Below are 12,709 nucleotides of genomic sequence, written 5' to 3' on the forward strand. Positions count from 1 at the left end.
GCGAGGAGTAGATGAGTCATGAGTGACGATGTAACGCCGGTCGGGCCGGATCAGAAGGCTGTTTACGAGCAGCGCTGCCAGGACTTTCGGTCGCTCAACGGCTTTTTATGGCAATCGCCGCTCATCATCATGACGCTGACCGGCGGCCTGTGGTTCGCGGTCGCTAGCTTTTCGCTCACCAACATGGCGCGCACGATGCTGCTGGCCTTCGCCTGCATAGCCAATCTGCTGATGATCGGTGCGCTCTATCGCTTAAGGTGGGTGATGCAGCGAGTGCTCGAGGATATCCGCGACTACGACGGGAAACGCAGAACCAAGGGCGATTACACCATCGTCCGGTTGTTTGGCGCGATGTTGCTGCTCACCGCTTTGGGGTCGGCAATCGCGGCCTGCAATCCAAGCGCCTATTTCACAAAAAAGCCAAGCGCTGACGGAAAGGCCGGCGATTGATGGCGCTCGAAGATCAACTGGATGCCCCCGATTATTATGACCGCGATGCCGAGGCGTTCGCGGAACGGTATGACAGCGTCGGCTTCGAAGCCGTGCATCCGTTGCTGGCCCGCTATCTTCCCGAGCGCGGGCATGTCCTCGATGTCGGAGCAGGGAGCGGACGCGATGCGCGAGCGATGGCGGCGCGCGGGCTCAAGGTCCTCGCCGCCGAACCTTCAGCCGGCCTACGCGCCATCGCGAGCGCCCGCAGCCCCGGCGTGACTTGGGTAGATGACCGCCTGCCCCGCCTTCTGCTCATCACGGGCACCGGACAACGCTTTGACTTCATACTTTGCTCGGCCGTGCTCATGTTGGTCCCGCCATCCGCGCTCCCACCAAGTTTCGCGAGCCTGTCGGCGCTGCTCGCGGCTGACGGCCGGCTTGCACTCAACGTGCGTGCGCCGCGACCCGACGAACCTGCTGAGCTGTTCTTCGATCACACCGATGCCGCGATCCTGGCCGCAGCGCGTGCCGCCGGACTTGCTTGCATTGACCGCGACGAGGCCAATGATGCGATCGGCCGAGACGACTATCATTGGCGCAGTTTCGTGTTCGAGCTCAGCCCGTGAATTCTGACTGAGCAGCAATACGGGCTTCTCGTCGCAGTGATGGTCAATGGTTGTTGGCGACCGTCGGGCTGCTAAGATCGTCCTCGCTGTCTGGCTCAGTGCCCACCGGCGCCGCGACCAGCCCGCTGCGAATGGCGTCGTTGAGCCCTGGGACGTTGGCCTGGTCGCGGTCCTTGACGAGGATGATCACCCCCGCCTTGTTAAGGTCGCCCTTCTCAAGCGCCTGATCGGGTACGGCGAAATTCCAGGCGAGCAGCCCCATCTTCGGCACGCCATCATTTGCCCCACTCAACGATTGGATCTGAAACCATCGGTCATCGCGCGCGGATTTAAGGTCAAGGCCATTGGTGAGAATTTTGCGCAGGTCGCCGCTAGTTTTGATGTGTCCAAGCGCTTTGCGCGCTTTCTCGGCGACTGTTTCTTCAGCAAGGTTGGCTAGTGCATCGATTACGCCGTCGCAACCAGACTCGGTCATTACCAAGCGCAGGATTGAGTTACTGTCGTCATCGCGACCTACGAAGCACACCGCACCATCGGCAAGCGCGGGAATCTCGAGCCCAGTCGGCTTGTCGTCGGTCCCCGCATAATAGATTTCGACATCGACCGGAAATGTTGCAGGCATAGCAGCAACCAAGCCGACCCGGCCCAGACCAGATAACAATCGCTGCTGCAGCTCGATTGCATGGGCCTCGCGCAGCCGCGCAGCGACCTTCAGATCGCTATAGCCGAGCGCTTCTTCGAGCTGCGCGCGCGAGATCGTGTCGATGTGTTTGAGGTTCCACTTTATCCAGGCAAGCTCGCCGCTCAACCGTATTGCTGGCGTCCGCGCGTCTTCCCCATAAGTCCAAGCCGTCGCACCGAGCGGCTTAACTTCGCCGATCAGCAGTAGTATGCGCGGGGCCCCGTTTCGCTGGAGATCGCACACCGGCGTCAGCACTAACATCGCGGTGGTCTCCGCGATATCGACGGGCACTATCTTGCGCAGCCGGTTTAGGTCGGTGGTATTCGTTGTGGTCAACACGTCGCCAAACGTCACCTGCGCATCGACGGCTCCTGGCAGCCGCAGGCGCTCGCCATGTTGGGTCAGTAGCCGCTCGACCAGCTTTTGTAGTTCGGCAGATCCTGCGACATAGGGCGGCGGGTGGCTCACCGCTGAAAAGTCATTGAGTGCAAGCGCAGCGTCGATAATCCCTGCCTCGCGCTCGATCTCGTGCTGGAGCACCCGATCAAAAACATCGACTAGATAGCTGCCTGCAGGCTCACCCTCGGCATTGAGCACAAGCTGCTGGATTTGACCGACATCTGACAGTTTGAGGTTGCGAAACAGGCTTAGCGTTCGCTCGGTCGCTGCCGCCATTCCGCTTTCAAGCGCCGCGAAGAACCGGGCAAGTTTGCGCGAATCTGTGGCATTTTCAGCGAGACGCGCAAGCTGCCGTTCGAGCTTGTCACTCTCTTCGATGTCCGACTTTTTAAGAATGCGAAACGCAGAATCTAGGAGCCCGACTTCGTCACGAAACTCGTCGCGTTTCTGGTCCAGCCGTGGACTGCGCGACATCAATATGACCAGCGGTGGGTTGGCGCGCCGTCGCTCAATTGTCTCGCGGAGCCGGACCTTAGACTCGCCAAGCGCCGCATCATCCTGCGCCTTGTTGAAAAATAGGTCGATAACAATGAGATCTACCGGCTGCGCTGCATCCGCAAAATGGCGTCCCGAGGTCACGCAAGTAACGCCGAGGCCGGTCAGTTTTTCGACGGCAAGATCCACGAATTTCTGATCCGCTGCCTGGTCAGCAAGATACTGTCCAAAAAGCGGTGTGGCGACCTCTCCGAGCGCGTCTCGCAACGACCATACTGCCGCGACGTAGGCGTCATCATCGATGAGCACATCGAAATCGAGTTGGGCCGCGGCAGGATACTCCGCTGCGATCTGCGCCCGCTGCTCGGCAGTAAGGTCGTCGTTGAAGATAGGCCAAGCTTCATTGGCGGCCCCAATATCGCCCGCCGTTGGAACTGCGTCACAGACATCGTCGACGATCAGCGCGGACTTGACGCCCTTGGCTGCAAGAAGCTCTGTCAGCGTCATGCCTGAGACCCCGCCGGCAACTCTAGGAGGAAGCGGTGCAGACGACCGGTCTCCGGATTACGCTCGTCGTCAAGCACGAGCGTCCCATCATTATGCTGAGCGGCTTCGCGAGCGATATAGAGGCCAAGCCCTCTGCGGCGGCGGGTGTCCTTCAGCGAAAAGAACATTTTGAATACCTGCTCGCGATTCTCCGGTGCTATGCCGCGGCCATTGTCCTCGAACGTCAGGATGGGCGGCCCGCTAGTCAACCCGATCTTGATTTCCGGTCTAAATGATGGTTCGCGGTCGGCGCGCATGTCTAGCCAATAGACCGAGTTTGAGATGAGGTTCTCGAGGATCTGAACGATCATGCCCTTGACGGCGCGGATGCGGAGCGGCCGCGACGGAAGCTCAAGCACAGGCGTGATCTTATGCCGCAAAAATTGGGAATGATGGGCTTCGATCGCGTCACGTATGGCCTCGTCAAGCGCGAAGACCTCGGCCCGCTGCCGACCAGAGACGCTTAGCGGATCGAGCACGCGAACGCGTTTGCTCACGCTTTTCATCTCGGCCTGAAGCGTGCTGAAGTGACTGCGCAGCCGGTCGGGCACGTCGGCGCCCTTGAGATTGGCTAGCGCCTTTAGCGCGTTCTCCGATGCCCGCGCCAACTCGTGCGCGACCACCTCGACCATCAGGCCGACACCAGCCATCTCGACCATCTGTCGGCTCTCCTGCTCGACTTCGATGATCCGCTGCCGTGCGCGCGCGGCGAATTCTGAGAATTCGAACAGCGTCTGCTGCAATTCTTCGATCGCTTCATCTCCCTCGGGAGGGGTCAACCGGCGGAGCTGACGGATCGCGGTCCGGGCGCGATCCTCAAGCCTCGTCACCTGGGCTTGTGCATCGGAGAGATCGACCTTCTGGTGCTTATATTGCCGCTCAACCTCCTTCATGAATTTGCCGAGCATATCTTGGACGGCATAGCGCAGTACTTCGAGCAGAACGTATTGCTCAGAGGTCTCGCGAAGGCCTTCGCGATTAGTTTGGTCGACAAGCTGTGGATTCTCGGTCCGCGAAATATTCACCCGACCGATGAACTGGGTCTTGTTGAGCGTGTACCCCGAGCGGCGCAAGGCGCGACGGTCGAGCTCGAGCCAATCGTCCTCATCTTCGCCATATGGAAACACGCGGAAACGATCGCGGAACAGCAAGATGCCCGACCATTTCTCCTGCAGCTCGCGCACCGCCTTCTGCTCGCCAATTGTGTCGATCGCACCAAGCCGGCGGCGATTGTACCAATGCGCTTCGAAGGAAAACGGACCGACCGTCTGCAACGCGCTGTCCTCAACTGGCCCATCCTTACCGATGATCGCAGCCTGGAGATCTTCTTCCGTCAGGACAATCGTCTGCTTCTCGAGGGGGTGCTCAAAACCAAGACTGAGCGCCTCGAAATTGCAGGTCAGCACTGGCGCGCCATCTACCAAAGCGTAGGTGCCATCGACACGGGCGTGCGCCGCGGTGAGCAGCGCATTTGACATGATCGGAATCGAAATACGCTCGCCGTTCCAGTGGATCGCAACGCGGGGGCGGGTCGTTGCATTGGCGAAGGGGTCGGTCAATCGCGCGAAATCATAGTCTGCCATCTCGCGGACGCGCGGTTCTGTCCAGTTTTCGACCAGATCGCTGATGACCACAGATGTGCCGGACCAATCGGACTTGGGTTTCGGGCCACCAAGCGTCGGCACAACCGCAATCTGGTCGAGCATCGCATCGACGTCACTGAACGCTCGCCAGTCGATCTCGAGCAGGTTCAGCGCAGTGTCGGTCTCGCGCGCCGTTTCGACCAGCAGCCTTTCTCCCAAGCGCATCGCCGAAAGGCGGCCGATGCCCTTCTCGCCTAGATAGGGCGTCTGCTTGTCGCCGCGGGCAAGTGCGGCTTCGACGTCCTTCTTGCGCGAGGGCGTACCAATGACGAGAAAACTTTTCTCGAGATCCTCGCGCGACATGCCAGTCCCGGTGTCGGAGACGGTGATCGTGTTAAAGCTTCTCTGAGCTTGCTTGAGCTTGCGGCGAAGCTCCTCAGGCGTCTTCGCCGAAGCAATCGCCGCGTCAAATCCCGCTCGCGCCGCTGCCGATGCTGTCGGCAATAGCTCGTCGACTACAGCCTTTTTGAGTTCGGAGAGCGCACCACCTGCTTCTATCAACTTGCGTAACCGCAGATAATTGCGTCGGGTTAGCACGATATCGAATTTGATATCGACGCCCTGTTTTGTGCCGGCATCGAAGCCGTTTTTAATCAGTTCATAAAAGGCGATGATGTCCGAGCTAATCAGCTCGGAGCCTAGTTCCAACACGGTTCGGGCAGTTATCCGGAACAAATGCGACTCCTCCACCACAAAGGCGTATCTCGCCAGCCGCACCGAGCCAAGCTGATGTTTCAGCGGCCAGCCTTATGGGATACCGTCCAGCCTTCACAAATTGAAAGTATGCTAGCGCTGCCTTTGGAGGTTCTGCAAGTCCATGATTCGACATTGAAATCATCCGCTTATTCGGTGCCACAGAAAGCTCTTCTGGGCATCCGTTTCCCGGCATCGACATTACGAGGCTAGCTGGCTGTTTTCCGAGCTAGCCTATAGCCGCCCGACAGAGGTGAAGGCTCGCCGAATCGCCACTCTCATTAGGTCCAAAAGCAATGCACGGTGTTCCAATCGGCACGGGTTCGACGCCAAAAAGGGGACCGAATTTGGTGTGGGCCACGCAGGGGCCATGGATTGGCGGGTCGGCTAAAATCCCAGCTTTTCTGGGGCCTGCATCAACAAATGTGAGTCCTGTAAGCGCACCACTTCCGGTCAAAACCGGGCACCACGGATATGGCGGCATCGCCGTCCCGCACGACCGCGCTTTCCAGCGCCGCCTTGCTGCCCTGGATGTGGATGGTTTGGTTGTCCACGCGGACGTTGTCGATCAGCAGCCGGACATAGGCTTTTCGCAGCGCCGGGTGCTGACAGTTTCACCTTTGCCGGCGCTCGATATTCTTCCAGGCCCACCAGCCCCCCCAAAAAAAGTGTGTTGCAGCGGTAACACGGTGTCGTAGGGGACGCAATGATCGTGAGTGGCGGCGGATCTCAAGCAGTTCGATCCCAGTGAAAACAAGATCAGCGCCGCTCGAGTTTCCAATGATCAAGTCTGTTTATGGCGCGGGCTATCATCGCCACCGTTCTATCTGCCGCAAGCGGTCACGCTGATGCTCCAACGCCAGTTCGATCCGGATCGTCTCGACAGGATCGAGGCCCGACACATGGCTTTCGATCAAGGCAATTTGCTGTTCGATATGCGCTGCAACGTCGGAGAGCAGCGCGTTTCTCTCGGGTTTGGGCAGCAAAGACCAGATGCCGGCTCGTAGGCGGAAGGGGTCTACTCCGCTACTGGAGGACAGCGCGGGGTCGCGCGCCCACGTCATCAATGCCTCCCGCCCGATTGCCGTCAGCGCCAAGCTCCGGGCTCTGCGGCCTCCCGTCGGCTCCGACGCGGAGAGCAGCCCTTCCCCTTCAAGCCGCCGGACGGCGGGATAGACAGCACCGGCACTCCCCCTCCATTCGAGGGAAAAGGATTCGGCGAAAGCCCGGCGCACTTGGAACGCGGTGCGGTGTCCGCGATGCTCGATCTCGGACAAGATTGCACCTTCGAGTTCGGTAAGGCTGCGCCCCTCGACTCCCATTGCCATTCTCCTCGGTTTGCCTGATAGTACGAATCGTACCGTGGAGTGTCCAGATGCGCTATTTGCCTGTCATCGCCGCTGCTCTGAGCGTCCTCGCTCTACCGACCAGCACAATGGCCTCTGACCCTCAGCAGACCGTCCCAATTCCGCCGGCAAAGCAGTTCGACAACGACAGATTGATCGAGGCCTATAAGCAGTCGATCAGCGACGCATCTCACGGTCGCTATATCGATGCATCTTATGGTCTCCTTCAGAAGCTGGGCGTCGAGCGCGCGGACGAAACCGCCGATCCCGATATCGTCGATCAGTGGGCGCAGGTCATGTCCACGATGACGGGCGTCCCCACCTTCAATACCGCTAAAAGCCCGGACTTCCACGTTTCGCAAGAGCAGATAGCCGAGCTTGAAGCATCGAGAGGTGAGCCAGCCATTCGGGAAATCGTCAAACGCGCGCGCAATACCCGGATCGTCATTCTCGACGAAAACCACCTCGATCCTCGCGGCAGGGCATTCGGTTTGGAGGTCGCACGCGCACTTCGCCCGCTAGGCTATACCGTCCTCGCCGTTGAAGCCTTGAAGCGCGTGGACGACGATAATGAAGCACGTCGGAAAATGGAGCAGCTAGTGGCTGACGGGTATCCCCGTCAATCAAGCGGCTATTACCTCGATGATCCTGTGTTCGCCGATTTCATTAGGCAGTCGCTCGCCTTGGGGTATCGGCCCGTCACCTACGAAAAGATCAGAACCGACTATTCGAAGGACGCCAAGGTTGCCCAGGAGCAGCGCGAGCAGGATCAGGCTGATAACATCGTCAATCGCGCCGTTCGGGCATTTCCCGACGCCAAGATTCTGATCTACGCCGGCGAGCACCATGCAGCAGAGCGACCGATCGCGGCTGAGGGCGGAACGCTGCCCATGATGGCGGGGCTGCTCAGGCACGCGACCGGCATTGATCCGTTGACGATCGATCAAGCCGGACTTTCGTCGATCCCAATGAACCGGCCTGATGTCGACCTTTATAAGATTGCGGCGTCGAAGGCTGTTCATCAATCCGCCGTGCTAATGGCGCATGGCAAGCCGGTGACGGTCGGTCTGCTGGCCGGATCGGTTGACCTGCAAGTCGTACATCCGCCCGTCCGAACGCTTCACGGGCGACCGGATTGGTTGGTTGGCATGGCACGTCACTCCGCATCCATCCCGTCCATGCTTCTGCCGTCCTCCGGCATGCGCCTCGTGCAGGCATTCATTGCTTCGGAAGGCAAGGATGCGATACCCGTCGATCAGGTTCTCGTGACCCACGGTAAGCCTGCGCCTACACTCCTGCTGTCCAAAGCACGGGTGCGCTATGCTCTGCAGTCCGTCCCATAATTTGGCTTGCGACGGGTTTAAAAAAGCGGGGGCTTTCCCGGTATTTGATCCCAAATCAGACGGCTCAGGAGCGGGTCATTCATCGTCCGGGCAAACACCGCAAGGCGGATCAGCGCCGTGGAATCCAAATTTCCCAACAATCTGAGTGCCCAGTTTCGTCCGATTGGGTGCACCATTTCCGGTCAAAGATGCGCACCGCGCCGTTTCTTCATGGCACCGCCATTTTTCCAGCCTCCTGGATGACCATGAGAGGCCGATCCCGTTCGCTCGCACGCGCACCCATGCCGCCCGCATCTCGGGATAAACGAAGCGCGCATCCGGCCGGGAGCGGCGTCAGTCGCGACGCCCTCGACGATGGCCCGGCCTCTCCGGCGGAGCTTTTGACGAAACCGCCTGTATTTCGCGGGTCCGCCGGTCCATAATCGGAACGGATGGTTACCGGGGGCAACTTGAAGCACGCAGCGGCGCTGCTGTCGGAGCGGCAAAAGGAATGCCTGCGTCTCGTCGGCCAGGGTCTGCGCTCGAAGGAGATCGGGCCGATCCTCGGTCTCGCGCCCGGTTCGGTCGACACCTATATCAAGGCCGCCGTCGCCCGGCTCGGGGTCAGCGACCGCCGGGTCGCGGCCCGCATCCTCGCCGAATTCGAGCTATCCCAACGATTGGGATCACCACCGGAGCCGCTTCCGCCGACCGCCGAACTTGCGGCAGACGGGTTTCAGCAGGAGCCGCAGGGGTTCTGGAAACAGGCCCTCACGCTCCCGCCGATCGGCGGACACTCCAATGATTTATCGGTCCGGGAACGGCTGCTCGCAACGTTGCGGGTGGCATGTGTCATGACGGGGGTGGCCGCCGGTTTCATTCTTCTTTTCGTGGGGGCTCTGCGCGCGTTGAGCTGAGCCCCCGGCCGGAGGCACCATGCTCAACATCGAACCGAATTCCGCCGCCCAGGTCGCCGAGACCACCCGCAAGGCGATCCGCCAATATGACGAGGCACTGAGCAGCGCGGCACGGCTGACGCTGTCCTTCATCGCGGCGAGCAGCGACACCAACATCCCGGTCGGCGAAACGCAGAAGATCCTCGCCGCCGTCCACAAGAGCCAGTCGGACCTGATGGCCGCGCGCGGCACGATGGTCTCCGCCGTCTCGCTGATGACCAGCGTGCAGCGCCGCAGCAACATCGCCGAAACCAGCTTCGGCTGCCCCGGACCGACGCCGCTGGACTATGCCAATCTGTCGGAACCGCTGCGCGCTGTCGCCTAATCGGATCGATCCGGCATTGACGGGTGGGCAGTGAGACGTGTTGGTCCAATCCATGGTCCCAGCGATGTTCCTCCTGCTCACCGCGTCCAGCCTGATCTTCGCCATATGCTTTGGGGAAAGGGACGCGCGATGGGCAGCGGCCTGGGTGCTTGCGGCTGTCATAGCGACAGCCGTCGCGGAAGCGCTGAATCGGAATTGGGGGTCGGTGCACCTGACGGTCGCGGCGATCGACCTGTGCTTGCTGGCCGGATTGGGCCATCTCATGCTGACCAGCCGGTCCTACTGGCCAATCTGGATGGTCGCGGCCCAGCTTCTTACCGTCCTGTGCCACGTAGCCGCCGCACTGGCGGGGCCCTACAACCAGCGGGTGTACACCGCGCTGGCCACGCTCTGGTCCATCCCCTGTCTGCTGAGCCTGGTGGTGGGCGTGGTGTTGGATCGCCGTGCGACTGCCAGATTGCGGGCTGGCTGAAATCCTATCTCCGCCTGCGTCGCGCCCGCGCCCGTTTCCTGAACGGCGAGTTGTTCGCCGATCCGGCCTGGGACATGCTGCTCGACCTCTTCGTCGCGCGGGTCGAGGGGCGGCTGATCTCGACCTCGTCGGCCTGCATCGGCGCCTCGGTCGCCTCCACGACCGGGCTGCGGTGGCTGCGGACGCTGGAGACGCAGGGACTTGTCCAGCGGGCTCCCGATCAGCTCGACCGCCGACAGCGCTTCATCTCGCTGACGCCGTCGGCGATGGCGGCGGTGCGCGCCTGGACGATCGAGGCGATGACGGCCCTGCGGGATTGACGCGTCGCACCCCGACCGACCCGGCCGCTACCCCCGGATGAACAGGCTGCGCAGCCATGGCGGCCGTGCCTGGGTCGCGCTGCGCCAGTCGCCCTCGTCGCCCCTATCCTCGACCCGGTAGGTGGAGGGGTCGAACAGCCGCAGCTTCACGCCCTTGAAGCCCGCCACGTTGGTCGTGACCAGCGTCAGCCCGTGGTGCAGTGCCGTCGCCGCCAACAGCGCATCGCGCGTGTCGGTCAGCGGAACCTCTCCGCGACGTCGGGCGACGCCCGTGTCGAGCGGCAGGACATGGCCATCGAAGGCGGACAGCAACTGCCCGCCGATCCAGCTCCGCAGGCCCGCCGCCGCCGACTTGTCGCGCCGAGCGGTCCGTACGGCGACATCCTCCAGTTCGACCAGGCTGATCGCCGAGACGAACAGCCGCTCGCGCGCGATCCCGCCCGCCCAGCCGACCAGCCCCGGATCGCCGCCCCCGGCACGCGCCTTGGCCAGGTCGAGCAGGATCGGCGTGTCGAGCAGATACATCGCGCTCAGCGGCCCCAGCGGTCCGCGGGCGTCAACGCGACCTGGTCGGCGCCGGGCCAGGCGAGCAGGTCCAGGATATTGTCGCGCTCGCCGCTGAAACGTCGGAAATCCTGGATGCTCATCAGGACATGGGTCGGACGACCACGATCGGTGATGAACACGGGCTCGCTCCGCGCCAGCCGCTTGACCGCGCTGACGTCCTGATTGAATTCGCGACTGGATACGAGCTTCATCTTGGATCCGAATGGCTTGATGCGGACGGCCACGTTACCGGATGCCGGGGCCCGCGCAACCGGCGGTGCCGTTCCCCTGCCCTCGCCCCTTGCGGGGGAGAGAGGGATGAAGAACGACAATGCTCAACCGCGCTGGCCCTAGCCGAGCTGGTCGATCGCGATCCGGTTGGGCGGCAGCTCGCTGATCGCGCGTTCGCCGAACTTGCGGATTCGCTGGAATATCCGCCCGGCTTCGCGCGCGGCATCGCGGCCGACGAGCGGCGGCGCGGTGTCGTATCCCATGCCGTAGAGGATATATTGATAGTTGAAATAGGCGAAGCTCTCGACATCGATCAGGAAGTCGAACCGGCTGGGCGGTCGATGACGCCACTGGTCCAGCAAGGCCCGCAATGCTTCGGGGACCGACGCCGGATCGGCATTCTCGCGCCAGAACCGCTCCTCGCGTCGGCTGAGGCAATAGTGCAGCTTGAGGAAGGCGATGATGCTGTCGAAGCGCGCCGTCATCAGCCGGTTGAAGCGCGCCGCCGCCGCGGCGACCGGCGTGCCCGGGGGCGACAGCTCGGCGATCATCGCCGCCGCCGCCTCGATCAGCACGATCCCGGTCGACTCCAGCGGCTCGAGGAAGCCCGCCGACAGCCCGACCGCGACGCAATTGCCGATCCATTGCGCGGGTCGATATCCGGGCTCGAACGATATGGTGCGCGCGGTATAGCGGTCATGCCCGACATAGGATCGCAGGATCGCGGCGGCGCGATCGTCGTCGATATGCCGACTGGAAAAGACGCAGCCGATGCCGCGCGCGCCCTGCAGGCCGATATCCCAGATCCACCCCGCCTCATGCGCGGTCGCGACGGTGAAGCTGTCGATCGGCGTGTCGGGTGCGTCATAGGGGATCTTGCAGGCGAGCGCCCGGTCGGTGAACAGCTGGTCCCGTACCGAGCGGAATTCCGATCCCAGCGTCCGGCCGATCAGCTCGGCACGAAACCCCGAACAGTCGACGAACAGATCGGCGGTCAGCGCGCCATGCTCCGCGGTATGGACGCGGTCGATGCCGCCGCCGTCCGCCCGGTCCACCCCGGTCAGCAGCCCTTCCAGATGCCGAACGCCCAGTTCGCGCCCACGCTCGGCGAGCAGTTCGACCAGCCGCTCGGCATCGAAATGATAGGCATAGGTCAGCGGCCCGGCATAATCCCGATCCCCCGGCTGCTTGGGCGCGCGTCCGCCTTCGGCCACGCTGTTCTGGATCGTCATGGCGGCGGCGAAGGGCGGTCGCGTCGCCGCGTCCTGCGCCAGCCAATAGGGGACGAGATTGCCCTGTTCGGGCGAAAAGGGCGGTTCGAAGGGGTGGAGATAGCGGTGGCGCGCACCCTCGGCGGTCGGCGCGTGCAGCCAGTCGTCGAAGCGTATGCCCTGCTTGAACGTCGCACTGGCGCTGCGGATGAAGCGGCGTTCGTCGATGCCCAGATAGTCGAGCGTCTGGCGTATGGTCGGGAACGCCCCCTCGCCCACGCCGATCGCTCCGATACCCCGCGATTCGAGCAGCGTGATGTCCGCCCGTCCCGCAAACGCCTTGGCGAGATAGGCGGCGGTCAGCCAACCGGCCGTGCCACCGCCGACGACGAGAATGGATCGCTTGTCCGCCATGGCCGCACGCTAGCGCCAAGTGATCCGGCTGGCGCGTGCTTTTTCGTGAA

The 12,709-nt window shown here is 62.1% G+C and carries 13 protein-coding genes; 7 read left to right on the forward strand and 6 right to left on the reverse strand.

Annotated elements, in window-relative coordinates; all coding sequences use genetic code 11:
• Window positions 1–18 precede the first annotated feature (18 nt).
• A complete protein-coding gene (locus tag LRP66_RS11145; protein ID WP_230482671.1) occupies window positions 19–450 on the forward strand; it encodes a hypothetical protein in 432 nt (143 codons plus the stop codon).
• Entirely contained in the window at window positions 450–1,058 is a 609-nt protein-coding gene (locus tag LRP66_RS11150) for a class I SAM-dependent methyltransferase (RefSeq protein WP_230482672.1), read from the forward strand. The genes LRP66_RS11145 and LRP66_RS11150 overlap by 1 nt, the downstream gene beginning before the upstream one ends.
• A gap of 43 nt (window positions 1,059–1,101) precedes the next feature.
• Here the strand turns inward: LRP66_RS11150 and LRP66_RS11155 are convergent, their stop codons facing one another.
• The 3 genes from LRP66_RS11155 to LRP66_RS11165 form a co-directional block, all read right to left on the reverse strand.
• On the reverse strand, window positions 1,102–3,141 hold the full coding sequence (locus LRP66_RS11155) for a hypothetical protein (protein ID WP_230482673.1): 2,040 nt from the start codon (window positions 3,139–3,141) through the stop codon (window positions 1,102–1,104).
• Window positions 3,138–5,498 carry a sensor histidine kinase gene (locus tag LRP66_RS11160; RefSeq protein WP_230482674.1) on the reverse strand — a complete coding sequence of 787 codons (2,361 nt, stop codon included), beginning with the start codon at window positions 5,496–5,498 and terminating at the stop codon, window positions 3,138–3,140. Before LRP66_RS11160 ends, LRP66_RS11155 begins: the two co-directional genes overlap by 4 nt.
• Window positions 5,499–6,325: 827 nt before the next feature.
• Entirely contained in the window at window positions 6,326–6,838 is a 513-nt protein-coding gene (locus tag LRP66_RS11165) for a PadR family transcriptional regulator (RefSeq protein ID WP_230482675.1), read from the reverse strand.
• A gap of 53 nt (window positions 6,839–6,891) precedes the next feature.
• Between LRP66_RS11165 and LRP66_RS11170 the strand changes: the two genes are divergently transcribed.
• From LRP66_RS11170 to LRP66_RS11190, 5 genes are all read left to right on the forward strand, one after another.
• Window positions 6,892–8,205, forward strand: a complete 1,314-nt coding sequence (locus LRP66_RS11170) for a hypothetical protein (protein WP_230482676.1) — start codon at window positions 6,892–6,894, stop codon at window positions 8,203–8,205.
• Between the two features lie 449 nt (window positions 8,206–8,654).
• Window positions 8,655–9,101, forward strand: a complete 447-nt coding sequence (locus LRP66_RS11175) for a helix-turn-helix domain-containing protein (protein WP_230482677.1) — start codon at window positions 8,655–8,657, stop codon at window positions 9,099–9,101.
• 19 nt (window positions 9,102–9,120) lie between these two features.
• Window positions 9,121–9,465 (forward strand): hypothetical protein, encoded by a 345-nt coding sequence (locus LRP66_RS11180; protein ID WP_230482678.1) that lies wholly within the window; start codon window positions 9,121–9,123, stop codon window positions 9,463–9,465.
• Window positions 9,466–9,529: 64 nt separating this feature from the next.
• Window positions 9,530–9,937, forward strand: coding sequence for a hypothetical protein (locus LRP66_RS11185; protein ID WP_230482679.1), 408 nt, complete (start codon window positions 9,530–9,532; stop codon window positions 9,935–9,937).
• Between the two features lie 50 nt (window positions 9,938–9,987).
• On the forward strand, window positions 9,988–10,257 hold the full coding sequence (locus tag LRP66_RS11190; RefSeq protein ID WP_230482680.1) for a winged helix DNA-binding protein: 270 nt from the start codon (window positions 9,988–9,990) through the stop codon (window positions 10,255–10,257).
• Window positions 10,258–10,284: 27 nt separating this feature from the next.
• On the opposite strand, the gene LRP66_RS11195 is transcribed toward LRP66_RS11190, so the two are convergent.
• The 3 genes from LRP66_RS11195 to LRP66_RS11205 all read right to left on the reverse strand — a co-directional run bounded on the left by LRP66_RS11195 (window position 10,285) and on the right by LRP66_RS11205 (window position 12,659).
• Window positions 10,285–10,782, reverse strand: a complete 498-nt coding sequence (locus LRP66_RS11195; protein WP_230482681.1) for a PIN domain-containing protein — start codon at window positions 10,780–10,782, stop codon at window positions 10,285–10,287.
• Window positions 10,783–10,787: 5 nt separating this feature from the next.
• A complete protein-coding gene (locus LRP66_RS11200; protein WP_230482682.1) occupies window positions 10,788–11,015 on the reverse strand; it encodes a type II toxin-antitoxin system Phd/YefM family antitoxin in 228 nt (75 codons plus the stop codon).
• Window positions 11,016–11,153: 138 nt separating this feature from the next.
• Window positions 11,154–12,659 (reverse strand): tryptophan halogenase family protein, encoded by a 1,506-nt coding sequence (locus LRP66_RS11205; RefSeq protein ID WP_230482683.1) that lies wholly within the window; start codon window positions 12,657–12,659, stop codon window positions 11,154–11,156.
• Window positions 12,660–12,709 lie beyond the last annotated feature (50 nt).

This window comes from Sphingomonas sp. Leaf21 (genome assembly GCF_916858675.1).
Lineage (GTDB): Bacteria > Pseudomonadota > Alphaproteobacteria > Sphingomonadales > Sphingomonadaceae > Sphingomonas.

Coding starts and splice junctions, on each gene's coding strand:
- LRP66_RS11165 (WP_230482675.1), bottom strand. CDS start 6,838: ATGGGAGTCGAGGGGCGCAGCCTTACCGAACTCGAAGGTGCAATCTTG.
- LRP66_RS11145 (WP_230482671.1), top strand. CDS start 19: ATGAGTGACGATGTAACGCCGGTCGGGCCGGATCAGAAGGCTGTTTAC.
- LRP66_RS11185 (WP_230482679.1), top strand. CDS start 9,530: ATGTTCCTCCTGCTCACCGCGTCCAGCCTGATCTTCGCCATATGCTTT.
- LRP66_RS11195 (WP_230482681.1), bottom strand. CDS start 10,782: ATGTATCTGCTCGACACGCCGATCCTGCTCGACCTGGCCAAGGCGCGT.
- LRP66_RS11170 (WP_230482676.1), top strand. CDS start 6,892: ATGCGCTATTTGCCTGTCATCGCCGCTGCTCTGAGCGTCCTCGCTCTA.
- LRP66_RS11155 (WP_230482673.1), bottom strand. CDS start 3,141: ATGACGCTGACAGAGCTTCTTGCAGCCAAGGGCGTCAAGTCCGCGCTG.
- LRP66_RS11150 (WP_230482672.1), top strand. CDS start 450: ATGGCGCTCGAAGATCAACTGGATGCCCCCGATTATTATGACCGCGAT.
- LRP66_RS11205 (WP_230482683.1), bottom strand. CDS start 12,659: ATGGCGGACAAGCGATCCATTCTCGTCGTCGGCGGTGGCACGGCCGGT.
- LRP66_RS11200 (WP_230482682.1), bottom strand. CDS start 11,015: ATGAAGCTCGTATCCAGTCGCGAATTCAATCAGGACGTCAGCGCGGTC.
- LRP66_RS11180 (WP_230482678.1), top strand. CDS start 9,121: ATGCTCAACATCGAACCGAATTCCGCCGCCCAGGTCGCCGAGACCACC.